24 protein-coding genes, 1 tRNA gene and 1 pseudogene are annotated in these 23,041 nt (G+C 64.6%); 12 read left to right on the forward strand and 14 right to left on the reverse strand.

Going from position 1 to position 23,041, the window contains the following annotated elements; translation table 11 throughout:
- Nucleotides 1–8 precede the first annotated feature (8 nt).
- Both pip and trmB read right to left on the reverse strand, forming a co-directional pair.
- The gene (pip, locus tag CAL13_RS01465) at nt 9–959 is read right to left on the reverse strand and encodes a prolyl aminopeptidase (protein ID WP_086071287.1); all 951 of its coding nucleotides are present in this window, start codon (nt 957–959) and stop codon (nt 9–11) included.
- On the reverse strand, nt 959–1,732 hold the full coding sequence (gene trmB / locus CAL13_RS01470) for a tRNA (guanosine(46)-N7)-methyltransferase TrmB (protein ID WP_086055924.1): 774 nt from the start codon (nt 1,730–1,732) through the stop codon (nt 959–961). The genes pip and trmB overlap by 1 nt, the downstream gene beginning before the upstream one ends.
- A gap of 168 nt (nt 1,733–1,900) precedes the next feature.
- On the opposite strand from trmB, the gene CAL13_RS01475 reads away from it, so the two are divergent.
- Together CAL13_RS01475 and CAL13_RS01480 are read left to right on the forward strand one after the other, a co-directional pair.
- Nucleotides 1,901–1,974: transfer RNA gene (locus tag CAL13_RS01475), tRNA-Gly, on the forward strand.
- A gap of 239 nt (nt 1,975–2,213) precedes the next feature.
- On the forward strand, nt 2,214–4,139 hold the full coding sequence (locus CAL13_RS01480; protein WP_086071288.1) for a tyrosine-type recombinase/integrase: 1,926 nt from the start codon (nt 2,214–2,216) through the stop codon (nt 4,137–4,139).
- 27 nt (nt 4,140–4,166) lie between these two features.
- Here the strand turns inward: CAL13_RS01480 and CAL13_RS01485 are convergent, their stop codons facing one another.
- Entirely contained in the window at nt 4,167–4,790 is a 624-nt protein-coding gene (locus CAL13_RS01485) for a LysR family substrate-binding domain-containing protein (RefSeq protein ID WP_086071289.1), read from the reverse strand.
- A 104-nt stretch (nt 4,791–4,894) separates the two neighbouring features.
- Here CAL13_RS01485 and CAL13_RS01490 point away from each other — a divergent pair, with 104 nt between their 5' ends.
- The 4 genes from CAL13_RS01490 (at nt 4,895) to CAL13_RS01505 (ending at nt 7,355) form a co-directional block, all read left to right on the forward strand.
- On the forward strand, nt 4,895–5,194 hold the full coding sequence (locus tag CAL13_RS01490; RefSeq protein ID WP_027350562.1) for a helix-turn-helix domain-containing protein: 300 nt from the start codon (nt 4,895–4,897) through the stop codon (nt 5,192–5,194).
- 120 nt (nt 5,195–5,314) lie between these two features.
- Nucleotides 5,315–5,764, forward strand: a complete 450-nt coding sequence (locus CAL13_RS01495) for an Rrf2 family transcriptional regulator (protein WP_086073464.1) — start codon at nt 5,315–5,317, stop codon at nt 5,762–5,764.
- Nucleotides 5,761–6,684, forward strand: coding sequence for an NAD(P)/FAD-dependent oxidoreductase (locus tag CAL13_RS01500; protein WP_086071290.1), 924 nt, complete (start codon nt 5,761–5,763; stop codon nt 6,682–6,684). Before CAL13_RS01495 ends, CAL13_RS01500 begins: the two co-directional genes overlap by 4 nt.
- Nucleotides 6,681–7,355: a class I SAM-dependent methyltransferase gene (locus tag CAL13_RS01505; RefSeq protein WP_121372618.1), complete on the forward strand. Its 675-nt coding sequence runs from the start codon at nt 6,681–6,683 to the stop codon at nt 7,353–7,355. Before CAL13_RS01500 ends, CAL13_RS01505 begins: the two co-directional genes overlap by 4 nt.
- A gap of 65 nt (nt 7,356–7,420) precedes the next feature.
- On the opposite strand, the gene mobH is transcribed toward CAL13_RS01505, so the two are convergent.
- Nucleotides 7,421–9,217, reverse strand: a complete 1,797-nt coding sequence (gene mobH, locus CAL13_RS01510) for a MobH family relaxase (protein WP_032958330.1) — start codon at nt 9,215–9,217, stop codon at nt 7,421–7,423.
- Nucleotides 9,218–9,551: 334 nt separating this feature from the next.
- Here mobH and CAL13_RS01515 point away from each other — a divergent pair, with 334 nt between their 5' ends.
- Genes CAL13_RS01515 through CAL13_RS01525 form a run of 3 tightly spaced genes read left to right on the forward strand, consistent with a single transcriptional unit; the run spans nt 9,552 to nt 10,617 of the window.
- The gene (locus tag CAL13_RS01515; protein ID WP_006489017.1) at nt 9,552–9,770 is read left to right on the forward strand and encodes an AbrB/MazE/SpoVT family DNA-binding domain-containing protein; all 219 of its coding nucleotides are present in this window, start codon (nt 9,552–9,554) and stop codon (nt 9,768–9,770) included.
- On the forward strand, nt 9,770–10,183 hold the full coding sequence (locus CAL13_RS01520) for a putative toxin-antitoxin system toxin component, PIN family (RefSeq protein ID WP_062737769.1): 414 nt from the start codon (nt 9,770–9,772) through the stop codon (nt 10,181–10,183). Before CAL13_RS01515 ends, CAL13_RS01520 begins: the two co-directional genes overlap by 1 nt.
- Nucleotides 10,184–10,239: 56 nt before the next feature.
- On the forward strand, nt 10,240–10,617 hold the full coding sequence (locus tag CAL13_RS01525; RefSeq protein ID WP_062737770.1) for a DUF3742 family protein: 378 nt from the start codon (nt 10,240–10,242) through the stop codon (nt 10,615–10,617).
- A gap of 17 nt (nt 10,618–10,634) precedes the next feature.
- Here CAL13_RS01525 and CAL13_RS01530 read toward each other — a convergent pair whose 3' ends face one another.
- The 6 genes and pseudogenes from CAL13_RS01530 to CAL13_RS01555 all read right to left on the reverse strand — a co-directional run.
- Nucleotides 10,635–12,152 carry a conjugal transfer protein TraG N-terminal domain-containing protein gene (locus tag CAL13_RS01530; RefSeq protein WP_086071291.1) on the reverse strand — a complete coding sequence of 506 codons (1,518 nt, stop codon included), beginning with the start codon at nt 12,150–12,152 and terminating at the stop codon, nt 10,635–10,637.
- A gap of 13 nt (nt 12,153–12,165) precedes the next feature.
- A complete protein-coding gene (locus CAL13_RS01535) occupies nt 12,166–12,516 on the reverse strand; it encodes a hypothetical protein (protein ID WP_086071292.1) in 351 nt (116 codons plus the stop codon).
- Nucleotides 12,513–13,907 (reverse strand): integrating conjugative element protein, encoded by a 1,395-nt coding sequence (locus CAL13_RS01540; protein ID WP_043223424.1) that lies wholly within the window; start codon nt 13,905–13,907, stop codon nt 12,513–12,515. The genes CAL13_RS01535 and CAL13_RS01540 overlap by 4 nt, the downstream gene beginning before the upstream one ends.
- An 11-nt stretch (nt 13,908–13,918) precedes the next feature.
- Nucleotides 13,919–14,869 carry a TIGR03756 family integrating conjugative element protein gene (locus CAL13_RS01545; protein ID WP_086071293.1) on the reverse strand — a complete coding sequence of 317 codons (951 nt, stop codon included), beginning with the start codon at nt 14,867–14,869 and terminating at the stop codon, nt 13,919–13,921.
- Nucleotides 14,866–15,303: a TIGR03757 family integrating conjugative element protein gene (locus CAL13_RS01550; protein WP_032958302.1), complete on the reverse strand. Its 438-nt coding sequence runs from the start codon at nt 15,301–15,303 to the stop codon at nt 14,866–14,868. The genes CAL13_RS01545 and CAL13_RS01550 overlap by 4 nt, the downstream gene beginning before the upstream one ends.
- A gap of 317 nt (nt 15,304–15,620) precedes the next feature.
- A pseudogene (locus CAL13_RS01555) lies at nt 15,621–15,773 on the reverse strand (type I methionyl aminopeptidase); the annotation flags it as partial.
- A gap of 59 nt (nt 15,774–15,832) precedes the next feature.
- On the opposite strand from CAL13_RS01555, the gene CAL13_RS01560 reads away from it, so the two are divergent.
- A protein-coding gene (locus CAL13_RS01560; protein ID WP_420042408.1) for an IS5 family transposase occupies nt 15,833–16,638 on the forward strand; the annotation gives its coding sequence in 2 pieces (ribosomal slippage) (nt 15,833–16,160 and nt 16,160–16,638; 807 coding nt in all).
- Between the two features lie 135 nt (nt 16,639–16,773).
- On the opposite strand, the gene CAL13_RS01565 is transcribed toward CAL13_RS01560, so the two are convergent.
- The gene (locus CAL13_RS01565) at nt 16,774–17,577 is read right to left on the reverse strand and encodes a sulfite exporter TauE/SafE family protein (protein WP_027350552.1); all 804 of its coding nucleotides are present in this window, start codon (nt 17,575–17,577) and stop codon (nt 16,774–16,776) included.
- A 106-nt stretch (nt 17,578–17,683) separates the two neighbouring features.
- Here CAL13_RS01565 and CAL13_RS01570 point away from each other — a divergent pair, with 106 nt between their 5' ends.
- Nucleotides 17,684–18,469, forward strand: coding sequence for an AraC family transcriptional regulator (locus tag CAL13_RS01570; protein WP_027350551.1), 786 nt, complete (start codon nt 17,684–17,686; stop codon nt 18,467–18,469).
- Nucleotides 18,470–18,571: 102 nt separating this feature from the next.
- On the opposite strand, the gene leuD is transcribed toward CAL13_RS01570, so the two are convergent.
- Genes leuD through CAL13_RS01585 form a run of 3 tightly spaced genes read right to left on the reverse strand, consistent with a single transcriptional unit; the run spans nt 18,572 to nt 21,585 of the window.
- Nucleotides 18,572–19,273 (reverse strand): 3-isopropylmalate dehydratase small subunit, encoded by a 702-nt coding sequence (leuD, locus tag CAL13_RS01575; protein ID WP_223850484.1) that lies wholly within the window; start codon nt 19,271–19,273, stop codon nt 18,572–18,574.
- Nucleotides 19,270–20,688 carry a 3-isopropylmalate dehydratase large subunit gene (gene leuC, locus CAL13_RS01580; protein WP_043223483.1) on the reverse strand — a complete coding sequence of 473 codons (1,419 nt, stop codon included), beginning with the start codon at nt 20,686–20,688 and terminating at the stop codon, nt 19,270–19,272. The genes leuD and leuC overlap by 4 nt, the downstream gene beginning before the upstream one ends.
- Before the next feature lie 18 nt (nt 20,689–20,706).
- Nucleotides 20,707–21,585, reverse strand: coding sequence for an alpha/beta fold hydrolase (locus CAL13_RS01585; protein WP_086071294.1), 879 nt, complete (start codon nt 21,583–21,585; stop codon nt 20,707–20,709).
- Between the two features lie 103 nt (nt 21,586–21,688).
- On the opposite strand from CAL13_RS01585, the gene CAL13_RS01590 reads away from it, so the two are divergent.
- Complete coding sequence (locus tag CAL13_RS01590) at nt 21,689–22,606, forward strand: LysR family transcriptional regulator (protein WP_086071295.1); 918 nt, start codon at nt 21,689–21,691, stop codon at nt 22,604–22,606.
- Nucleotides 22,607–23,041 lie beyond the last annotated feature (435 nt).

Here is a 23,041-nt window from a genome sequence, read left to right on the forward strand (position 1 = left end):
GTCTCCCTTCAAAAATGACCGGTCGCCGCATAGCGGTTGGTGGCTTCGATCAGGCGTGACAGGATCCCCGGTTCATCGAAGGCGTGTCCCGCGTCCGGCACGACGTGAAACTGCGCCTCCGGCCACGCCTTGTGCAGGTCCCAGGCGGTGCGCATCGGCGTGCAGACATCGTATCGGCCCTGCACGATGACGCCGGGAATCTGGCGCAGCTTATGCGCGTCCCGGATCAGCTGGCCTTCCTGCATGAACCCCTCATTGATGAAGTAGTGGTTCTCGATGCGGGCGAAAGCCAGCGCGGCCTGGTCGCCGGCATGGTTCTGCTGGTGGCGCGGACTGGGCAGCATGGTAATGGTGCTGTCCTCCCAGCGGCTCCAGGCCTTGGCGGCGCGCAGTTGGGCCACAGGATCCGAGCCGGTCAGCCGGCGATGGTACGCCGCGACCATATCCCCACGTTCTTCCTCTGGAATCGGCGCCAGGAAGTCTTCCCACAGATCCGGAAAAAGCTCGGACGCGCCGGCCTGGTAATACCACTGCACTTCCGCGCGCCGCACCGTAAAGATGCCGCGCAATATCAAAGCTGCGGTCCGTTCGGGATGGGTCTCGGCATAGGCCAGCGCCAGGGTCGATCCCCAGGAGCCGCCGAATACCAGCCAGCGGTCCGCGCCCATGATCTGCGTGCGCAGGCGCTCCATGTCGGCGACCAGATGCCACGTGGTGTTGTTGTCCAGGCTGGCATGGGGGCGGGATCGCCCGCAGCCGCGCTGGTCGAAGAGCAGCACGTTGTACTGGGCAGGGTCGAACAACTGCCGGTGCACCGGCGAGCAGCCGCTGCCGGGACCGCCGTGCAGAAAGACCGCCGGCTTGCCCGAAGGATTGCCGCACAGCTCCCAATACACCTGGTGGCCGTCGCCCGTGTCCAGCATGCCGTGGCGGTAGGGTTCGATAGGGGGAAATAGCATCAGGCAGCTCGCTTGAACATCAAGTCCCAGACGCCGTGCCCCAGCCGCAGGCCGCGCGTCTCGAATTTGGTCTGTGGACGAAAGGCCGGACGCGGCGCGTAGCCGTCGGCGGTATTGCGGAGCAGGGGCTCCGCGCCCAGCACTTCCAGCATCTGCTGTGCGTAATGCTCCCAATCGGTGGCGCAGTGCACGTAGCCGCCCGGCTTGATGCGGCTGGCCAGCAGCGCCACGAAGGGCGGCTGGATCAGTCGCCGCTTGTGATGCCGTTTCTTGGGCCAGGGGTCGGGGAAATAGATGTGCACGCCGTCCAGGGAATCGGGCGCGATCATGTCGCGCACCACTTCCACCGCATCATGCTGGATGATGCGCACGTTTTGCAGATTGGATGCTTCGATACGCTTGAGCATGGAACCGACGCCGGCGTTGAACACCTCCACGCCCAGGAAATTATCCCCGGGGCGCTCCAGCGCGATCCGCTCGGTGGTCTCGCCCATGCCGAAGCCGATTTCCAGGATGGTCGGCGCCTGGCGGCCGAAGGCCGCCGCCACGTCCAGCGGCCGGGGCGTGTAGGGAATCGACCAGGTTTCCAGCAGGCGTTCGAGGGCGTCGCGCTGGCCTTGGGTGATGTGGCCGCGGCGGTGCACGAAGCTGCGGATGTGTGCCGCGCCGGGGCTGTCCGGCGCGTGCGACGAGGAATTCAAAGCGGCCTGAGTGGCCGGAGAGAGCGGCGATGAAGCGGCGGAATCGCCGTCCGAAACAGGAGTGGTATTCATAGCGCGCCATTGTAGTGGGGCCGGCGCCGCCGCGCGGCCGCGGTGTGACGGCGATGTCACGCCCGGGTGGGCGTGGCGCGAGCGCGGCGCGCCGGGCGGTTCGCCCGCCTGCGGGCCGCGCTATAATCCGTTTCCCTGCCACGCCGGTTGAGCGAGGTACGGCCCGATGCGGGTGTAGTTCAATGGTAGAACGGCGGCTTCCCAAGCCTCAAGCGTGGGTTCGATTCCCATCACCCGCTCCACTTCAACTTTCCATGGTGTTCCAGGGACGTCCATGGAGTGTTGCAAGTCATTGTCACGGTTCGATTTTTTAAGAATCTTCGATCCAGTGACGTCCAGCGAAATCCACTGACAGCCGGTCAAAACCGGTACATTAGGTGGTACATCGCAATGCGGAGCTTCCCAGTTCCGCATTGTTGCTGGGGGAGCCGGGGCCCGATGGGAAACATGGCACTCAACTCGCTTTCAAGGAGTTGGGATCATGCTTTCGGACCTCACGGTTCGCCAGGCCAAGGCGACCGGCAAACCGTACACCCTGGCCGACACAGACGGCCTTTCCCTCTTTGTTTCAGCCACCGGTGCAAAGGCGTGGCACTTCCGCTTCTCGTGGGGCGGCAAGCGCGACCGCATGTCCTTCGGCACGTATCCAGCGCTCTCGCTGAAGGACGCCCGTGCGCTTCGCGATGAAGCCCGCTCGCTGCTCGCCAAGGGCGTCAATCCGCACAGCGAACGCAAGCGCAGGCGGCACGCGATCGTCCTGGCCGGCGAGCACACCTTCATGGCCGTCTACGAGCAATGGCTGGCCCATCGCCGGCTCTCGCTGGAGGAAGGACGGCAGACCAGCCTTGAACAGATCGGGCGCGTCTTCAAGAAAGACGTGTTCCCCTCGCTGCGGCACCTGACCATCTACGAGATCACCCGCGCACACCTGCTGGACATCATCGGCAAGGTGGAAAAGCGCGGCTCGCTGTCGGTGGCCGAGAAGCTGAGGACCTGGTTCACCCAGTTGTTCACCTACGCCACGGTGGCGATTCCCAACATGGGCGATAACCCGTCCAGGGACCTGGAAGTGGTCGCGCTGCCCTTGCCGCCGGTCGAACACAACCCGTTCCTGCGCATGCACGAGCTGCCAGTCATGCTGCAGACACTGCGCAAGTACCGCGGGCGCCTGAACACGCAGTTGGGCTTGCGGCTGTTGATGCTCACCGGTGTGCGTACCGGCGAGTTGCGCTTCGCCACGCCCGATCAGTTCGACCTCGACCGGGGCCTGTGGATCATCCCGGTGGCCAGGCTCAAGCAGCGCAAGCTGCTCACCAGGAAGAAGCGCAAGCGTCTCATCGACATCCCGCCCTACATCGTGCCGCTGTCGGTGCAGGCGCAGGAGATCGTTCGCCACCTGCTCGACAACTTCAAGCCGGCCCAGGTTTATCTCATCCCCGGCGACTGGTGCCTGAAGAACCCGATCAGCGAGAACACGCTCAACGCCGCGCTCAAGCGCATGGGCTACGAGGACCAACTCACGGGGCATGGCATCCGGGCAACGATCTCGACGGCGCTGAACGAACTCGGGTACCCGAAGAAATGGGTGGACGCCCAGCTCTCGCATGCCGACCCGGACAGGATCAGCGCGACCTACAACCATGCCGAATACGTCGAGCAGCGTCGCGTCATGATGCAGGACTGGGCCGATCGCCTGGACCTGTTCGAGCAGAACCAGGTCGAGGTTGCCAGCCGGCATCTGACCATCACGCTCCAGGGTCTGCCGACCATCGCCGGCCAGGCGGCTGTGCAGCCGCCGGTGGTCGACCTCACCGCGCCGCAACTGATCGTGACCGCGCCGACGCCCGGCCAACCCGAAGCGCCGGCATCGGTGCAGCGGTTGTCGGCCGTGCGCATGCCCGAGTACGCACGGCCGCGCCTGTCGGAGGCGCAGCGCGAACGCCTGCAAGTGCTGGAGACCTTCGAGGCACCACACAACCTCTCGGTGGCGGACTACGCCAAGCTCGCGGGCAAGTCGCGCCGCTGGATCACCTACGAGATCCAGGCCGGCAACCTGCTGTCGATCCACATGGGGCATCGCGGGCAGCGGGTGCCGGACTGGCAACTCGATCCGCTCAAGCGCAGGCTGGTCCAGTCCGTCCTGAAGCAACTGCCACGGGGTATCGACACCTGGGACATCTACCACGCTCTTCTGCGCTCGTACGAGGCTCTCGGGACACGGCCGGCCATCGAAGCCGTCAATCCAACGAACCTGCACCTTGCCGCGCGGTTGGTGGCCGCACAGTGCATGCAGGCGAGCGAGCCAGTCGTGACGACCGAGTTCCCTGAGCAGGTCCGGCAAGGCGTGCAGCGGCTGGTGCGCGAAGCCGTCGCTGCCGATGCCGCCGAAGCGACGCCTAGAGTCTGATGAAGCCAGGGTCGCGTCGAAGTTCGGTCAGGCGTTTGCCTGGAGCGCTTGGAAGAACGGCTCCAGGCGGGTGCTGTCCGTATTTCGACGGCTCAGGAAGTACGTGGTGAGCGTCAGCGCTCCCTCTTGCAACGGACGCTGGAAAACGCCCAGGGGACGATGGCCCTCGATGCGGGCGACGGGTGCGAGGCAGACGCCGTAGCCGGCGGCCACCAAGGTCATCATCAACCCGAACGATGTGGCCGTCGTGACGGCCGAGGGGACGACGCCGGCCGCCGTCAGCAATGAGTCGATCTGCTCGCAGTAGCCGACACAGTCGCGGCCATCCAGGGCGATCCAAGGGTGGTCGGCCGCCTGCTCCAGGGACACTGACGCGAAGGCCAGCAAGGGGTGATGGGCCGACACGGCCAATGCCAGCGTGTCGCGCCAGACGGGGCGCACATCGATGCCTTCCGGTGCTGCGGGCGACTGGCAGAGGCCTGCCTCGAAGGCCCCCGCGAGCAGTCCTCGATGCAGATCCACCAGGCGTTCTTCATGAAGGCGAATGGGGTGGTCCGGATGGCGCCGGCGATGTTCCGCCATCGGCACCGACAACCGGGGATAGGCCAGGCAGTCCGACAGGGCAATGTTCAAGGGATCGGGAGCGATCATCGTGTCACCTGCACAACGCCGACACTGGGAAAAACCGGGCGCGACCGGTCGATGAGATAAGTTTAACGTGGTTTAGATTCGCTTTGCGCGTGACGCTTCTGTTGATGCAGAAGCGATCGGTGCAACGCGGGAGACCCGCAGGGACAAGAACCTATGAAAGCGAGCCAGCGCGCGCTTTCGGCGTTGCCGTGCGCGAGGCCCGGTCCGCGCAGGGGCTGGCGCAGGAGGTGCTCGCGGAACAGGCGGGCATCGCCCGGTCGCACATGGGCAAGATCGAGCGCGGCGAGCACATGCCCACGCTGGTGTTGATCCTGCGGATCGCGAAGGGGCTGGGGTGCTCGGCCGCGACGCTGATGGCCGCGACCGAGGCGCAACTGTCCGAGGAAGAGAGCGGCACCGAATAGCCATGCCGTCATGGCGGTGAGGTGTCAACAACGTTCTTGTACGTCAAGGCTGTGACTTGCCAGGTGTTCATTGCCACCTCGCATTTGACACGCGGCCTTTTTCGTAACATCATTTGTTTCATGAAAAGAGACAGCCGCCTCTCGTCTGTCCTGCATGCGCTGCTGCACATGGCCGAGCAGGATGGACCCGTTACCTCGGAAACCTTGGCGCTGTGCCTGGGAACCAACCCGGTCGTCGTTCGACGCACGATGGGATACCTGCGGCAAGCGGGAATCGTCACCTCCGAACGAGGCCACGCAGGAGGATGGCGTATCCACGCCGACCTTGGCAGCGTCACCCTGCGTCAGTTGCACGAAGCCCTGGGAGAGCCGGCGACGTTTGCCATCGGCAACCGCAACGAGACACCGGAGTGTCTGGTCGAGCAGACGGTCAATGCGGCACTCGAAGGCACGTTTGCCGAAGCCGAGGCGCTGCTGCTCACGCGGTTTTCGGAAATCACCCTTGCCGATCTGGCCTCTGACTTCGCACGCCGGCATGCGGCCTTACGACACTCAAGGAATCAATCATGAATCACGACGTGATCGTCGTCGGCGGAAGCTACTCAGGCATGGCCGCGACCCTGCAACTGGTGCGCGCACGCAGGTCAGTGCTGGTGATCGATGCGGGCCAGCGGCGCAACCGCTTCGCCAGCCATTCACACGGATTTCTCGGCCAGGATGGTGTGCCGCCAGGTGAAATCGCTGCAAACGCACGCCGCCAGCTCGAGGCCTATCCAACGCTGACCTGGCTTGAAGGTCGGGTGGAAGCGGTCGCCGGGCAGGCGGACGAATTCACCGTCACGACGGCCGATGGCGAGTCGCACCTGGGGCGACGCATTCTATTGGCGACGGGGGTGACCGACCAGCTTCCAGCCATCGACGGACTCGCGCAACGCTGGGGGAAGACGGTTTTTCACTGCCCGTACTGCCATGGCTATGAACTTGGACAGGGACGCATCGGCATCGTCGGTGCCAGCCCGATGTCCATCCATCAGGCTGAGCTGCTGACGGATTGGGGGGATGTCACCTTGCTCGTCAACGGTGCATTGGAACTCAACGAGGAAATCAGGTCCACTTTGGAACGCCGAGGCGTGGTCATCGACGAGGCCCGCATCGACAGGATCGAGGGACATGCCGACGTGACGATGGTGGATGGGAGGCGACTGAGCTTTGCGGGCCTGTTTGTTGTAACGCGAACCGCCCCCTCCAGCCCTTTGGCCGAGACAATCGGTTGTTCACTGGAAGAAACGCCCATGGGAATCCAGATCCGCACGGATGCCGAGAGCAAGACCTCGGTGCCTGGGGTCTTTGCCTGCGGCGACGTGGCACGGTTTCCTCATTCGGTGTCGCTGGCCGTGGGCAACGGGGCCATGACGGGATTCCACATTCACCGATCACTGATTTGGCCCGAGACGATCGAGCCAGCGCAAGCGGAAGGCCGCGCTCGATGACGTCGTTCCCCGACCCGACGGCTGTATCGGGCTATGTGGAAAGAACCGCGAGGATCGTGCCGGGCCTGAGCGACCTGCACCGGATGGCGGGCGTGCTGCTGGCTGAATGCGCGCCGGCCGACGCGCGCATCCTGGTGCTCGGCGCCGGCGGCGGGCTGGAACTGAAGGCCCTCGCCGAAATGCAGCCCGGCTGGCAGTTCGACGGCGTCGATCCTTCCGCAGAGATGCTCGAACTCGCCCGCACGATCCTGGGCCCGATGGCGCCTCACGTGCGCTTGCACGAGGGCTATATCGACAGCGCCCCCAAGGGGCCCTTCGATGGCGCGACCTGCCTGCTGACATTGCATTTCCTGCCTCCAGCCGAGCGCCTGAAGACGCTGCAGCAGATGCACCTGCGACTCAAGCCCGGTGCGCCCCTTGTCGTCGCGCATCACAGCTTTCCCGGCGAAGATCCCGGTCGGGACAGATGGCTCTCGCGCAATGCGGTGTTCGCGGCTATTTCCGGCGTACCCGTGCGTCAAGCCGAAGGCAGCATCGCGGCGATCAAGGAACGGCTGCCCGTGCTTTCGCCCGTGCAGGATGTCGATCTGCTCCGCGAGGCTGGATTCACGGACATCGACCTTTTCTATTGCGCGTTCACCTTCAAGGGTTGGGTCGCCCATCGAGCATGAGGGGGTATCGACGATGCAAGACATAGGGTCGGCAGGTGCGCTGCCCGTGTGTGGCGAGGAGACTCCTAGCCGCGCGCCAGGGACAGGTAGGGGTTGTCCGGCGGGACTTCCGCGAACAATGCCGAAGGCGCCGCCAACAGATAGCCGTGCAACCGCCGCGACTTGCGCGGTCCTGTGACATCGCAGGTCCAGATGTTCAGGCCGCTGTCCTGTTTGCGGTGCAGCCCCAGCTTCTCGAAGCGCTTCTGCACCCATTGCCAGTCGTGCAGATCGTCCTGTCGGGCCAGCGCCTGGATCTCCGGATGTTCCTGCACGTAGCGCTGGAAGACGCCGGGGCTGACCAGGTACGCCGTGCCATCGACGGTATGCACCAGTGCCTTCGCATCGTTGATGATGAGCTTGCGCGACTCGATGCCTTGCCTGAGCCAGGCGATGAAGGCTTCCCCGGACGGCGTGGCCTTCGCGGGAGCCGGCATCGTGGCAGGACCGGTCAGCGCCGAATGGGTCACTGTCACAGTTGCTCCGGCGGATGGTGACGGCGGTTCCGCGCCGGCGGACGATGCACCGGCGGTGGCTGCGCCGGATGCATCGAGCATCGACAGCAGATCGGAGACCGGGTCCGCGAGCCCGGCCGGGGAATCCGCCACCCCAGGGGGCGGTGAGGTGGCCGGGATGCCGTCGGAGCCCGGCGCTGCCTCATCGCCAGGGAGGGGCTCTTCCGTCGTGACCGTGCCGGCGAACGGTGCGGGACGCTCGCCCGACTCCCAGATCAAGGCCGGCGACAGACGCAGGAAGGTAAAGCTGTGCGACCAGCCGGTGCCGCTCGTGACGGTCGCCCGCCAGATCGCCTTCCCATCCGGAGCGGGCTGCACGATGCCATGGTCCTGGAGCACCGAGAAGACGGCGGTGTTGTTCGATGGGATGCCTTCGATGCCCTGCGACAGGAGATGCGCGCGCAGCTTGTCGCTGACCGTCTTGCTGACGAGCCAGAGTGCGTCCTGGGTCAGCCATCCATCCGACGGGCCGCCGGGCTGGTTCAGCTTGAACTCCTCGCGCAGCAGGTAGCGCAGGCCATCCAGCAGCTTGCGCTGCAGCGCATGCTTCGGCGCCGCCATGGCCCTGGCCGGATCACCGCCGAGCGCCAGGGCCACCGATGCCTGGTCGGCCTTGACGACCAGCTCGCCCAGCGTGCCGGCATGCTCGTACTGGCCCGCCAGGACGTAGAGCAGCGCCGACCATAGATCGTGGTAGTCGCTCAGCCAGTCGAGGATGCCGGCATCGAGCACACGGGTGTAGAGCAGCCCAGTGGCGGCGCCATGCAGCCGGTACTCGCGATCCGTCCGGTAACGAAAGCGGTACGGCTGCCGCAGCGGCCCGTGCCAGGGGTGCCAGACCAGGCCATCGGCCTGCTCGACGTGCAGGTCGACCGCGATCTTGCCAATGTCGTGCAGCAGCGCGGCGTAGGCGGTACCGGCGGTCCAGGCCTCGGCTTGCGCGGCCTGGGCCTCGGGCGAGGCGCCGGCCGGAAGCAAGTGGGACTGCCTCAGTTTGAGCGCGTAGGCCACGATCTCCAGGCCGTGGTCCAGCATGCCGCCCGGCCAGGCATGGTGATGCGCCTCCGAGGCCGGGAACTGCTGGACCAGCTCGGCGTAGCGCTCCAGTGGCGCCAGGTACAGCGAGCGGAACTGCCGACGCGACAGCGAGGTGCGCTGCCAGATGTGTTCCAGCAATCGCTGCCGGCGCGGCTCCGCCAGCAGCGATGTGGCCGACTGCGGCCGGGTCAACCCTTTGGCAGGCTCGACGGGAGGCGGTGCCGCGGCGTTGGCCAGCGGCACCCGTTTGCGCTGGAACAGCGAAAGCATGGCGACATCCTGGTGATGGGCTGGCCGGAGGAGCCTTTTGGCCTTTCGGGTAGGGGCCTTTCCCCTTGAGGCCATTCCCTTGCCCCTTCCCCAGCCCTTTGGCCTTCGACAAGCCCTTTGGTATAGGGGCAGTTGGCTTCGTGTGCCGCAATCAATGCGGAGCCCATGCGCTCCAGGATCGGGGATCGGAACAGGCGCTGTGTTTTCACCGGATCAGGCCGCTTCAACCGGCGCTGAAAGCACGGCAGGTCCTGAAATCCATGCGCCCGAAGGCATGCTTGTCGGGAATGAAGTAAGGAAGTAAGATTTCCTTTGAAACTTACGGAGGCTTCCCATGCTTGCCAAGCTCACTTCGAAAAACCAGATCACGCTGCCCAAGGCGGCCGTGTCCGGCGTGGATGCGGCGGAGTACTTCGACGTGACCGTCGAAGGCGGTCGGATCGTCCTGACCCCCGTGCGGGTCCAGAAGGCCCAGGCCGTGCGCGAGAAGCTGGAGCAACTCGGGATCACCGAGCAGGACGTCGAGGATGCCGTGGCCTGGGCGCGGCGCTGATGCGCAGGGTCGTGCTCGACACCAACATCGTGCTGTCGGCGCTGGTCTTCAATGCAGGACGCCTGGCCTGGATACGCCATGCCTGGCAGCAACAGCAGTTGCAGCCGCTGGTCTGCCGGGAGACGGCCAGTGAACTCCTGCGCGTCCTGGCCTTTCCCAAGTTCAAGCTGTCGACCTCGGAACAGCAGGAGTTGCTGGCGGACTTCCTGCCCTACGCCGATGTGGTGGAACTGCCGATGCCATGGCCCGACCTGCCGGCCTGCCGCGACGAGAAGGACCAGGTGTTCCTGGTGCTCGCGCATGTCGGCAAGGCGGATGCATTGATCACAGGCGATGCGGACATTCTCGCCATGCGAGAGGACTTTCCCGGCTTGATCATGACCGCCGAAGCATTCGCGGCGCGGCAGGCATGAAGGAGAACGGCACCGCCCAGCCCAACGACCGTGGAACGACCATGAGGTAGCCAACCATGAAGCACACCGCACGCATGACCACCGCAGCGCGACTCGGCCGCTGGCTGGGCGGTGTATGGGGCGTTTGCCTGCGCGCGGAGCGTCGGGCGCATCGGTGGCTGGTGGCGCAGGCACTGCCGGCGGGCGGTGCAGCGGTGCTGATCTGGGTGATCAAGCTGGCGGTCCTCGGGGTGTTGCTGTACGTCGCATTCTGGGTGGCGCTGATACTGGTCGCTCTCGTTGTGGCAGCCAGGATGGCGGAGCAGACGCCGGGGGGCGACGACGATTTTGACCTGCAATTTCCTGCGAGTCTGGATGAACTACGTCAAACGCCTGGCTACGATCCAAACCTTTACAACGACACCTCTCACGTGATGTACAGCGAAGAAGATTGAAGCCGTTCATCGCTGAGTCATTTCAGCTTCCTCGACATGACGCCTGGCCCCTTGCCGCCCGCGTTGCCCGCGTCTTTGGTGCCTGCCGAGAAAGCATTTGCGACAGTTCCGGCCCGAATCCCAGCCCAAGTCAATGCGCCAATCCAGAATGCCGGGAGCACTAGGAACATCGTCGCCATCACGAAGTTCAGCAGCATGTCTCCGAAGGTGTTGTTGAGGCCCACCAGCGGATCGAAGTTCGTGTGCGGCCGGTTCCAGCCCCACCCCCAGCCGTAGAGCGCATCGAGGATCGTCGAGTCGATCCAGCGGGCGAGCTGGAACCAGAATTCGGTGAAGAACAGCGCGAACTGCACCACGCTCACCGTGACCACGGTCTTGAGGTCATAGGTGCCGATCAGCAGCGCCAGCGGGATGCAGATGACCAGCGCCATCTTGAGCAGGGACAGCACCATCGGCAGCGCCTGCCGCACCACGTCCATCGCCGGGAAATAGCCCAGTGATCCGACGGTCAGCCCCACGTCGCTGGCGGCGCGGGTGACGATGTTGGGCAGCGTCATGTCGATCTGGCCACCGTAGTCCGTGTAGACCGCCCCCCGGTTGAGCTTCTGTTGCCGAGGGCTCGCGACGGCGCGGATCACCGAGTCGTTGACCTCGGCCTGGCTCAGGAAGCCCGCCCAGCCGGCCAGTCGTGTCAGCAGGCTGGGATCGACCTGGGCCAGCAGTCGTGCCCGCAGGCCCTGGCTGCCGTCGGCCCACCACTGCCGGCAGGTCGGGTAGCCGCCCCCGCCGGGCACCTGGGCCAGGCCGGCGTCGCGCGTGGCGTCGAACGGCCAGGCATCGCGCGGTGTCCTGGAGCGGTAGCTGTCGTAGAAGCCTGCGGTGCCGACGAAGTAGCTGGAACCGATCCAGGTGACGTCGTGCATCTGCTCCTCGCTCAGGCTGGGCCGGGTCATGAACAGCTTGGCGCGGGCGGGGCCGTAGCAGTCTCGGGTGAAGTCGCTGATCTCCTGGGCCAGTACCGGGTCGTCGATGCGGGTCGCGTCGATGTCCATGCGGATCTGCCGCAGGTCGGTGCCGCAGGGAATGGCCGCGACCGAGGCGCCGGTGATCGCGCGCGAGATCGCGTGCATGGCGAACCACCACACCGGCACCTTGGCCGACTGGTTGTTGATCGTGCTGAACGATTGCGACCAGCCCGTATCGGTCGGCTCTGGCACATTCACTTGGCATTGGGTCGAACGCGAACGGTCGTACTTGATGGTGTTGAAATCGACGTCGATGAAGGGGATGCCCGCGAACATGATCACCACGATGGCGACGAAGACGCGGTTCTCGATGCGAGCCGAGGACAGCACCCCCTTGTTGCCCTCGTCCGCGCCTTCCGCGCGGGCCTTCAGCCATTCCTGGATGATGATCGCCAGGAACGGGACGGCGAACATGCCGCTGGCGACCAGCACCGACCAGATGCCGTTGTGGACCACCCAGGACACCAGCGTCAGGTAGTACTCCAGGTAGTCGGTGGTGAACAGCGTCATGGCGAACCTCGCGCTACCGTGCCTGCATCAGCAGGCTGGCTTCCAGCGCGATCACGGCGACGATGGACGCAACCTCCGCGCGCAGCAGTCGCTGCCCGGCAGCGCGCTCCGGTTCCCGCGTGCGCAGGCGACGGCGCATCCAGAGCCAACCCCAGGCAGTGATGGCGTAGAGCAACAACCGCCAGACCAGGAAGGCCCCGGATTGCGCCGCCATCCAGCGCTGCCAGCCCTCGATGCTGCCCGCGATGCGGATGCCGACCACATTGACGGCGGTCGCGGCGATCAGCAGCGACACCGCCCACACCAGTACCCGGATGGCACGCCGGCTGGACAGCCAGCGCGGGCACCGCCCTGCGGCACTCATGGATGGCTTCCGCCGGACGGCGGCCGCTGCAATTCATCGACCCGATTGCGTACCGGGTCGCCCTCGTAGATGCCACGCGCACCGGCGGCGCGGGTGCTGTGGCGCTGGATGATCGCCATCGGCGAGTTGCTGGCCAGTTCGCGGCGCAGCTCCAGCTCTGCCTTCAGGTTGTGAATCTCGCGATCGAGGATGTCGCTTTCGTGGGTGACGGCCTTCTGGGCCAGTTCGTTGGCGGCCACGTTGGGCTCCTTGCGCCCGGTCAGCAGCGTGCGTTGCAGCAGCAGCGCCTTCTCCAGCACGCTGGCCAGCGCAACCTCCGAGGCCAGGCGCCGAGCCAGGATGTCCTGGTCCGTCTCGTCGCGCAGCGCCTCGATCACGCCACGGGTGATGGGCAGCGACGCGCTGCCCGCAGCCTGCAGGTTCTGCGCCGTGGTTGGACGGCTGCCGGCGACCAACTCCTGCAGGGCCTGCAGCTTGTCCTCGTATTCCTCCTGGATCAGCGGGGTCAGGCCAACGCCCGGCGTGGTGACGGTCTTGGTGCATGCATCGCAGGTGCGCTGTTCCTGCTCGCCTAGCACGCGAACGGCCCAGGCCGCGGCGGCATCGGGCGAACTCCAGGTCTGGCAGGCCATGTTGCCGCCGCAACTGGCTTGCGGAATCGAACTGGCATCGCCGACGCCACGGCCATTGAGCAGGTTGTAGCCGGCGCGGGTCACGTCGCCGACCACGCGCACCGGACGTTGGCCCGCGCCGCCGGCGTTGTCTCCGCCGACCCACGGTACGCCATTGTTGCCACGGTTCGCCTCGGCGTCGTCGATGGCCGAGACCGCATCGGTGCTCGCGACGGCCTGCTTCAGCGCCATGCCTTCGGCGAGTTGGCCCCAGCCGAGCTGCCCACCCGCCATGTCGGCCATGCGGTTGGCGATGGCACGGCAGGTCAGCTTGCTGCGATCGAAATCCAGCCTGGCTTGCAGCACCCCATTGGTCAGCAGGTTATACAGCCCTGGATCGGCGCGCTGGATGATCAGCGCGGGCAGCGACGCCACGGCAGCGGTGGCGTTCTGGATCACCGAGGACATGATGGCCTGGAAGCCGTTGGTGATGCCGTTCAACTGGTTCTGCAGCGTGGTGGTGATGCTCATGTCGCCACAGATCAGGTTGCTGTTCCAGCCGACGCCAACACCGATGGAGTGCATGTTGGCCGCACCGCTCATGGATACCGCGCGGCCGCCCCCAATGCTGTAGAGCACGTCGTCGCCGATCACGCTGCCCTGATGCTGGACGCCGTACTCGTTGACGCTGGTCTGCGCCCCGGCGCCGGAGCAGCACATTGCTGCAACGGCCAATGCGACGCAAAGAAATCGACGGGCGCTCGGCGGTGGAGTCGTCATGGCATCGGGCCTCACAGGAAATCGACGCTGCCGAGGAACACCTGGCCGCGGCGCTGGCAGCAGCTATAGGGACGCCACAATGCCCAGGCGTAGTCGCCTTGCCGGGCCTGCACCTTGGCATTGCCGTGGGGGAATACCGCGCAACTGCTGGACAGCGTGGGGGTCAGCTCCTGCCACTTGCCCGTGGCGGCATCGGTTTCCATCAGGGCGCCGGCCGGCCAGTAGCCATCGCGCGAACTGGCGAGCAGCGGTTGGTAGACGTGGATCTGGTTGCGGCGCGTCACGATGTCACCCGCGCGCTGGGCGACCACGGCTGCGGCCTTGTGGTCATCCACCTGGTGCAGGAAGCCGCCACGCGGATAGACGTTGCCCCAGAGATTCATGGCCGTGCGCGTGCCGATCTCGCGCCGGCCGGGAATCAGTGCTTCCGGATACAGCGCCTCGGGGATGTTGTAGCGCCATGCCAGCGTGTCGAGCGTGCTCAGCAGATAGGGCATGAAGGCGGTGCCGGCGCCCTCGCAGGTGTAGCCGGAGGCGCTGGCGAACTGGCTGAACACATAGCCACCCGGATGGCCGATGACGTCGGCGTTCTTGAACTTCGCCAGGTTGTTCTCGTGATCCTCGTTGGTGGTGCCGTCGCCGCCGGCCTTCGCGGTCGGGTTCGGCAGGCTCATCGCCCGCACCTCGACCCAAGGGTTCTCGCCGGTGTTCGAGTAGCTCGACACCACGGCATCCGGGATGTAGTGGCGCACCTTGACCGAGGTGCGTACGGTGCATCCCGTCCAGGTGCAATAGAGCCAATAGCAGATGCCGGTGACGCGGTATTCCAGGCAATCCGGCGACAGGGTGGAGGCCACGATGGTGGCGGTGTTCAGTGCAAAGGACGATGCGGAACACCCCAGCAGCAGCGCTGCGATGGCCAACCGCTGGCGCCGGGATGGCGCGAACGGACGCCTCGTCATGGCTGCGTCCTCCGGTATTGGTCGATGCGGGCTACCGCACGGGCCACGTCCGTCTCGCCATAGACCACGTATCGGCGATCCACCACGATGGCGGGAATCTTGGTGACGCCAAGGCTCCAGGCATCGGCAATACCCTGGTAGGCGGTGCCGATCCTTCGCTGCAGGTCTGTACCGCCCAATTTCAGGCGTTGCTGGACGATGGCGCTGGCGCGCTCAGGATCGGTGGGCAGGTTGTCGGCCAGCTCCGCTTCGAGCACCGCGGCCGCGTCCAGGATGAGGTGTCGGTCAGCCTGGCCAAGGACCGGATGATGCGAGTCGGTAACGACCCAGACTTCCGAAGCGGCGGCGCGAGTGGCCAACGCCAGAATGGCGATGGCCGTAGCAATCCATGCTGGGCGAGCGCGAGCGGCATGAGGAACAGCGCAAGAGTCCATGGGACAACACCGGAGGGAAGCCAATCCGGTGGCAGTCGAACCGAAACCAGTCCTCGACGCGACAAACAAAGCGGAGACCACCTCGCCCCGTTTTCACCATCCTTGTCTGCCCCGACTCGCTGATCCGGACCTACGCGCGTGCCATGAGCTGACTGTGTGCAGTGGATGGGTATGGGCCGATCCGGCCCCGTGGCCCAAGCTGTTCACATCGGACGCCGATGTGGCTTGATTGCTGGCCGAGATTGATATCGGCGATGACAACGGCCACGTATCTGGTTGTTGCGACTTGAGCCTAGACGATGTCCCCAGTCCTACTGGATGTCCTCGGCGGAAGGAATGCCGCGGCAGACCACATGGTCGCGGGAGGCGTTGAGCGCATAGACGTACCCGTACTGCCCTTTGCTGGCCGGGAACGCTTTGAGCTCGTGGGCGATGAGGCCAACGATCAGATCGTTGACCTGCATTGTGGACTAAGAGCGGCTAACAAAACCGCCTTGTACACCTGAGCGGTGATGACAAAATCGCCTGCATGGCACGTCGCAAAGAGATTCCCGCCGCGCTGTGGAAGCGCATCGAACCTTTGATCCCGCCCGTGAAGCCCTCGCCCAAGGGAGGGCGACCGCGCGTGAGCGACCAACAAGCCCTCAACGGTATCGTCTATGTCCTGCGCACCGGCATCCCGTGGGAGGAGTTGCCCCAGGAACTGGGCTACGGCAGCGGCATGACCTGCTGGCGGCGGTTGCGCGACTGGCAAGCCGCCGGGGTCTGGCATCGTCTGCATCAGGTCCTGTTGGCCGAACTGCGCCGGGCCGACAAGCTGGACCTGAGTCGAGCCAGCCTGGACGCGGCCAGTGTGGCCGCCCCCCGGGGGGCGCCTACACCGGGCCGAACCCGACCGATCGCGGTAAGCTCGGTAGCAAGCGGCACCTGATCACCGACTGCAACGGCATTCCCTTGGCGTTCTGTGTCACCGGAGCCCACCGGCACGACTCGGTGGTATTCGAGGAGTTGGTTGATGCACTGCCCCCGATCGCTGGCAAGCCGGGGCGTCCGCAACGCTGGCCGGGCAAGCTGCACGCCGACAAGGCCTACGACATCGACCGCTGCCGCGATCACCTCAACCAGCGAGGTATCACCCCGCGTATCGCCCGCAAGGGGATAGAACGCAACGATAGGCTGGGACGCTATCGTTGGGTAGTCGAGCGCACTCATGCTTGGTTCGCGGGCATGGGCAAGCTGCGCATCCGTTTCGAACGCCGGATCGATATCCATCTGGCCCTGCTGTCTCTCGCCTGCTCGGTCATCTGTCTTCGCCATCTTCCCGGGTTTTGTTAGCCGCTCTAATTGTGATCTCTCAGTAGGTTGTTCATCCGGGGCATCTCTGGAAGATGGGGGTTACGAAGCCAAACCAGCCCCCAGGAGCCCCGGATGAACAACCTACTGAGAGATCACAGCTAGAGGCAGAGAAGACTAAGCCACCAGCATCACCAGCAGAACGACGCACAGCAGCGTGATGTATGCCTTGGCGTGAATGGTATCGGGAATCCGGCCAATCCACCTCGATGTGGCCCGGATACCCAGCCATGAACCAACCGCCAAGACCGCGCAAGCGCGCAAGTCGATGTAACCCGCGTGCCATGCACCCAGCGGTGCATCGTTCCACGCCAGCAGCGCATAAGTCGCCGAGCCGACCACGGCCATTGGCAGCGACAGTGGGTTGGCCGCTGCTGTCGCAGCGGTCATGCTGGCGCCGCGGCGGCGCATCAGCGGCACGGTCATCACGCTGCCGCCCACGCCCAGGAAGGCGGCGATCGCACCAATCGCCGTGCCTGCGGCAGCGGTCATCCACCGTCCCCATGGACGAATCCGCGCAGCCGTTTCCTGGGTGAAGCCCGGCCGCAGGATGCTGTCGAGGATCGTCAACCCCAGGTAGAAGATGAAGGCCCAGCGTACCCAGTCCCCGCTCAATGCCAATGCGGCAGCCGCGCCCGGTATTGCGCCCACGGCGATGTAGCCCAGTAGCGGGCGCACCTGATCCCACGGCACCGTGCCAGCTTTGTGATGGCGCATCGTCGCCAGCCCCGCACCGAAGATCATCACGCAGGTGGACGTGGCAACGGCCACGTGCATGGCGGCGTCGCCCACGGCGCTGCCGCCATGCGTAGCCAGGAGCACGGAATACAGCACGGGCACGACGACGAAGCCACCGCCGAAGCCGAACAGCACGGTCGTTATCCCGGCGAGGAAACCAAAGAACAAAAGCAGGAAGTACATGGCGGAAACCGCATCGTGAGAGGACGAAACTTCACGATAGGGTGCGCCGAATTGGCTGTCTCTCGCTGATTGGTCAATAATCCTTTTGTTTAGGCCATCCATTGCCATGCGCAACATACCGCTGGACTCCGTGGATGCCGTGGCGCGCCCCGTGCTGGCCATCGGCACCGATTACCCGCCGGGCACCTTGCTCGACACCCATACGCACCGGCGCGCCCAGGTGCTGTACGGCATGAGCGGGGTGATGGAAGTGGAAACGGACGATGGCGCATGGGCCATTCCACCGTACAGCGGCGTGTGGATTCCCGCCGGCAAACCCCACCGCGTGCGGATGCAGGGTGTGAGTACGCGCAGCCTCTACATCGAGCCGGCTGCCGCGCCGCGCCCGGCAGATCACTGCGAGGCGCTGGTCATCTCCCCTCTGCTGCACCAGTTGCTGCTGGCCTCGGCGGACATGCCCGCGCTGTACGACGAGGACGGGCGCGACGGTGCGCTGGCGCAGTTGCTGCTGCACGAAGTGCGCCAGACGCAGACGATGCCCCTGTTCGCGCCGATCCCCCAAGACCGCCAGCTTGCACGGCTGTGCAAGGCGTTCCTGAAGTCGCCCAGCATCCAGGCCACGCCGCAGATGTGGGCGCAACGGCTGCACAAGAGCCTGCGCACTTTCACCCGGTTCTTTCACCAGCAGACGGGCATGAGTTTCGGGGCATGGCGGCAGCAAGCCTGCCTGCTGGCGGCGCTGCCCCGGCTATCGGCTGGGCAGTCCGTCACGCAGGTGGCGCTGGATCTGGGCTACGACAGCCCCAGCGCGTTTTCCACCATGTTCAAACGGCGGCTCGGCAAGACGCCGATGAACTTCATCAGCGAATCCGACACGGCCGCATCTCGGTAGGGGGTTCCGTGTCCCTGTCGTGAAATACACATCGCCCAGCCGCCGCAAGCAGGCAGTGGCTGAACGTTAACCATCCGTTCCCCATGATCGCCATGTTCATCGCTACCTTTCCTTTTCGGAGGACAAGGCCTGTCCTTGGCTGCGTACGGAATTCAAGCCCGCACCGCGTTTTCTTGCCCGCGTCCTGGCGATATCGACACGGCACCAGGGACGTACCTGCCAATGCTCAGCTTCGAACCGGTCGATGGCTGCTGCATCGCGCAAGGTCATGCCGATCATGTCCAAGCCATCGACCAGCATCCGCTTCTGCCTGGGTTGCAAATCGAAGGGATATTCATCGCCCTGCGGCGTGGAAACGATTTGCTTCTCCACGTCGATGGTCAGGCGCTTTTCCTGGCCATGCGCCACGCTGTCCATCAACGCCTGGACCTGCTCCGGCGGCAAGGTGACAAGCAGCAGGCGATTGTTCATCGCATTGAAATAGAAGATCTCTCCGTAACTCGGCGCGACGACAGCATCGAACCCGGCCTGCTGCAATCCCCATACCGCGTGCTCCCGGCTCGATCCGCAGCCGAAGTTCGCCCCGCCCAACAGAATGCGCGCGCCGCGATATTCCGGACGGTTGAGCACGAAGTCCGGGCGAAGCCGCCCTTCGGTGTCGAAACGCAGGTCATGCAGCAGTCCGTCTGCCAATCCGCTCTTGTCGATCCCCAGCAGGAACTGCTTGGGCATGATCTGGTCGGTGTCCAGGTTGCCGATTGGCAATGGCGCCGCCACGCCTGTGATACGGTGCGTTTCGCTCATGCACGGAACTCCTTGCGAATGTCGACGATGCGTCCGGCGATTGCGGCAGCGGCAGCCATGGCCGGACTCATCAGATGCGTGCGGCTGCCCCGGCCCTGCCGACCCTCGAAGTTGCGGTTGGTCGTAGAGGCGCAACGCTCGCCCGGCGCGAGTACGTCGTCGTTCATCGCCAGGCACATCGAACAGCCCGGCTGTCGCCATTCGAACCCTGCCTCGACCAGCACCTGCGCGATCCCTTCGCGTTCGGCCTGGTCACGGACCAGCCCGGAGCCAGGCACCACCATCGCCCGCACGCTTGGTGCAACCTTGCGCCCCTGCACCACCCGCGCCACCTCGCGCAGGTCCTCGATGCGGGCATTCGTACACGAACCGATGAACACGCGGTCGATCGGAATACCTTCGATCGGCGTGCCAGGCGCCAAGCCGATGTAATCCAGCGCCTTGTGCCAAGTTGCCTTCTCGATATCACCCGAGGCGTCGCTCAATGGCGGCACGGTGCCATTCACCGGCAGCGCCTGGTCGGGACTGGTCCCCCAGGTGACATAGGGGGCGACCTCGGAAGCATCGAAGCGATGCTCGGCATCGAAACGCGCCGATGCGTCCGTGCGGAGTTGCTTCCATGCCGTGTGCGCGGCCGCCAGCGCAGCGTCGTCCATATCGCAGATCCGCTCGGACACGTAGTCGGATGTGATCGCGTCAGGCGCGATCAGCGCCGCGCGGGCACCGGCTTCCACGGTCATGTTGCACAAGGTCATGCGCGCCTCGGCGGACAGTGCGGCGATAGCTTCGCCGACATACTCGACCGCATAGCCACGCGCGCCTTGTGCTCCGATCTTGGCGATGATGTGCAAGATCAGGTCCTTGGACGTCGTCCCCAGAGGCAGCCGACCATCGACCTGGATTCGCATGTCCTTGGCCACGCGGTACACCAGAGTCTGCGTGGCAAGCACATGCTCCACTTCCGACGTGCCGATCCCGAACCCGAGTGCCCCGAGGGCACCGTAGGTCGTGGTATGGCTGTCGCCGCATAATACGACCATGCCGGGACGGATCAGGCCAAGTTCCGGCGCGACGACATGCTCGATGCCTTGCATCGGATCACGCACGTCGAACAGCTCGATCCCCTGCTCAGCACAGTTGGCGGCAAAGTTCGCCGCTTGCCGTGCGGCGGGGGCGATGTCGATCGTACGCGCCGCGATCGGCACCGGGCGCGTGGGGATGACGTGATCGACCACGCCCATTTGCTGGTGTGGGCGCCGCACCCGCAATCCACGTTGCGCCAGTCCTGCAAAAGCTTGTGGGCTGGTGTATTCGTTCATGATGTGCAGGTCGACATATAGCAGCACGTTGTCGACATCCAGGCGTTCGACGGTGTGCGAATCGACCAGTTTTCGGTAAAGCGTCGTCGCTGGCATGGGCAGGCTCGAGGACATTCATGAAGGCAGGAAGGCGAGGACGTGATCGAGCAACACCTTGGGTGCTTCCTCCGGGATGTAGTGGCCGCAGGGCAGCGCCATACCCTTTACGCCGGGATTCCAGCGGCGCCACTCGGCCAGAGGGTCGAAGCACCGTTCGATCACGCCATCGCGTCCCCACAATGCCAGGAAGGGACATTGGATCTGCTTGCCCGCGGCAAGATCGGCCTGATCGTGTTCGAGGTCGATACCTACCGAGGCACGGTAGTCCTCGCAGATGCCATGTGCGGTTGCCGGATCGGACAGGCAACGCAGATAGGCAGCATAGGCCTCCGGCGCGAAAGGCTTCAGGCCGGCACTGCGGGCTCCCATGGTCTGCTTCAGGTAGAGATCCGGGTCGGCCCGGATCAACGTCTCTGGGAAAGGCGACGGTCGCACGAGGAAGAACCAGTGCCAGTAGGCGTGCGCGAATTCGAATGAGGTCTGCTGGTACATCGCCAGCGTGGGTGCCACATCCAGCGTGACCAGGCGGGATACCACATCTGGATGATCCAGCGCCATCCGCGCCGCGACCCGACCACCCCGGTCATGACCGATCACCGCGAACGTCGGCAGGCCCAGCGCCTGCATTAATCGCACTTGGTCCAAGGCCATCCGACGCTTGGCATAGTTGGCGTGGTCTGGCTCGCCTGGCGGCTTCCCGCTGTCGCCATAGCCGCGCAGGTCCGCAACGACAACCGTGAATTGCCGCGCCAGCGTCGGAGCCACCTTGTGCCAGATCGCGTGTGTCTGAGGGTGTCCATGCAGCAGAAGCAGCGCCGGCCCGGTGCCGGCCATCAACGCATGAATCTTGATGCCATCGACCGTGGCGGATACGTCGGAAAAGCCTTCGAACATCCCTTGCCTCCATGTTCCGACGGCCATTCTATTCCTGCATCAGAACGGCGTTATTGAATTATATTTATTCAATTCATAACTTATAAGAACGAATTGGAGCATCATGTCCGAGTTCTCCGACATCCGCCTTTTCACCCTAGTGGCGCGCCATCGCAGCTTGGCTGCGGCCGCGCGCGAACTTGGCGTCACCCCGCCAGCGGTCAGCAAGCGCCTGGCGCATTTGGAAAAGCGGCTCGGCGTGCGCCTGACCCATCGCACGACACGACGCCTGACACTCACGCCGGAGGGCGAACGCTACCTGGCCGAGGGATCACGCCTGCTCGGGGAATTGCAGGAACTTGAGCAAGTGCTGATCCGCGGCCATGCCGAACCGGCCGGACTGCTCCGTGTCAATGCCTCATACGGTTTCGGTCGTGCGCGGGTGGCACCGGCCATTTCGGCGTTCGTTGCCCGCTATCCCGCCATACGGGTGCAACTGCAATTGACCGACCAGCCCTTGAACCTGCGCGAACACGGTTATGACATCGGCATCCGCTTCGGCGATCCCCCCAGCACCCGGATCAATGCAAGGTTGTTGCTGCGCAATCACCGTCTTTTATGCGCTTCGCCGGCCTATGTTGCCCAGAACGGTAAGCCGAACGTTCCGCACGACTTGGTGCGTCACGCCTGCTTGATCGTTCGGGAAAACGATGCGGCCTACGGCGCTTGGCATTTCCGCCGCGGGAAGTCCACCGAGACGGTCAAAGTCGACAATGTGCTATCGAGCAACGATGGCAACGCCGTGCTGCGCTGGACGCTGGACGGCCATGGCATCGCCATCCGCTCAGCATGGGAAATCGCACCCTACCTGGCCCGGGGCGAACTGATTCCATTGCTGGGGGATTGGAAGCTACCCAACGCCGACATCTACGCGACCTACCTGGAACGCAGCGAGGTGTCGTCTGCCAAAGTGCGCGCGTTTCTTGATTTCATAGCAGAATATTTGACGACGAGTTGCAACGCCATCAAAAGGCAGCAATAAGCATTTCCAGGGGAGGAGTCATCGTGACGCCAAGGGCGATCACGCACTCGAGAGGCCGATGCCAGGCGGATCACACATCGGCACTGTTGCAATGCCCCATCAACAACGCCGATTCCACCATCCCCGGCAGCAGACTGCGCTGGGCGAGATCGCGCTTGAGCCCTCGCCGAGGTTGCGCCGCCAGAGTCCAGCAACAGCCGCGGCAGCGGACTTCAGTGCTTCATTTGTGATGCGCACAATCTCGTTGACGAACCTCATCCCGGCGCGCTTGGTCACGCATGAATGCAACCCAGCGGTCGGAGGCGAATGAGGTGTCGCTGGGGAGTGCAAACGATCACATGGCTTGACCGGCAGGTGCGACGGCGATGCAGTTGACATCGCCATTGCTACGGAATAGCATTCTAACTAACGATCGTTAGGTATTCTCGGATCGTT

The sequence above is a fragment of the Bordetella genomosp. 9 genome (assembly GCF_002119725.1).
Taxonomy (GTDB): Bacteria; Pseudomonadota; Gammaproteobacteria; order Burkholderiales; family Burkholderiaceae_B; genus Bordetella_C.

Coding starts and splice junctions, on each gene's coding strand:
- pip (WP_086071287.1), bottom strand. CDS start 959: ATGCTATTTCCCCCTATCGAACCCTACCGCCACGGCATGCTGGACACG.
- trmB (WP_086055924.1), bottom strand. CDS start 1,732: ATGAATACCACTCCTGTTTCGGACGGCGATTCCGCCGCTTCATCGCCG.
- CAL13_RS01480 (WP_086071288.1), top strand. CDS start 2,214: ATGCTTTCGGACCTCACGGTTCGCCAGGCCAAGGCGACCGGCAAACCG.
- CAL13_RS01485 (WP_086071289.1), bottom strand. CDS start 4,790: ATGATCGCTCCCGATCCCTTGAACATTGCCCTGTCGGACTGCCTGGCC.
- CAL13_RS01490 (WP_027350562.1), top strand. CDS start 4,895: ATGCAGAAGCGATCGGTGCAACGCGGGAGACCCGCAGGGACAAGAACC.
- CAL13_RS01495 (WP_086073464.1), top strand. CDS start 5,315: ATGAAAAGAGACAGCCGCCTCTCGTCTGTCCTGCATGCGCTGCTGCAC.
- CAL13_RS01500 (WP_086071290.1), top strand. CDS start 5,761: ATGAATCACGACGTGATCGTCGTCGGCGGAAGCTACTCAGGCATGGCC.
- CAL13_RS01505 (WP_121372618.1), top strand. CDS start 6,681: ATGACGTCGTTCCCCGACCCGACGGCTGTATCGGGCTATGTGGAAAGA.
- mobH (WP_032958330.1), bottom strand. CDS start 9,217: ATGCTTTCGCTGTTCCAGCGCAAACGGGTGCCGCTGGCCAACGCCGCG.
- CAL13_RS01515 (WP_006489017.1), top strand. CDS start 9,552: ATGCTTGCCAAGCTCACTTCGAAAAACCAGATCACGCTGCCCAAGGCG.
- CAL13_RS01520 (WP_062737769.1), top strand. CDS start 9,770: ATGCGCAGGGTCGTGCTCGACACCAACATCGTGCTGTCGGCGCTGGTC.
- CAL13_RS01525 (WP_062737770.1), top strand. CDS start 10,240: ATGAAGCACACCGCACGCATGACCACCGCAGCGCGACTCGGCCGCTGG.
- CAL13_RS01530 (WP_086071291.1), bottom strand. CDS start 12,152: ATGACGCTGTTCACCACCGACTACCTGGAGTACTACCTGACGCTGGTG.
- CAL13_RS01535 (WP_086071292.1), bottom strand. CDS start 12,516: ATGAGTGCCGCAGGGCGGTGCCCGCGCTGGCTGTCCAGCCGGCGTGCC.
- CAL13_RS01540 (WP_043223424.1), bottom strand. CDS start 13,907: ATGACGACTCCACCGCCGAGCGCCCGTCGATTTCTTTGCGTCGCATTG.
- CAL13_RS01545 (WP_086071293.1), bottom strand. CDS start 14,869: ATGACGAGGCGTCCGTTCGCGCCATCCCGGCGCCAGCGGTTGGCCATC.
- CAL13_RS01550 (WP_032958302.1), bottom strand. CDS start 15,303: ATGGACTCTTGCGCTGTTCCTCATGCCGCTCGCGCTCGCCCAGCATGG.
- CAL13_RS01565 (WP_027350552.1), bottom strand. CDS start 17,577: ATGTACTTCCTGCTTTTGTTCTTTGGTTTCCTCGCCGGGATAACGACC.
- CAL13_RS01570 (WP_027350551.1), top strand. CDS start 17,684: ATGCGCAACATACCGCTGGACTCCGTGGATGCCGTGGCGCGCCCCGTG.
- leuD (WP_223850484.1), bottom strand. CDS start 19,273: ATGAGCGAAACGCACCGTATCACAGGCGTGGCGGCGCCATTGCCAATC.
- leuC (WP_043223483.1), bottom strand. CDS start 20,688: ATGCCAGCGACGACGCTTTACCGAAAACTGGTCGATTCGCACACCGTC.
- CAL13_RS01585 (WP_086071294.1), bottom strand. CDS start 21,585: ATGTTCGAAGGCTTTTCCGACGTATCCGCCACGGTCGATGGCATCAAG.
- CAL13_RS01590 (WP_086071295.1), top strand. CDS start 21,689: ATGTCCGAGTTCTCCGACATCCGCCTTTTCACCCTAGTGGCGCGCCAT.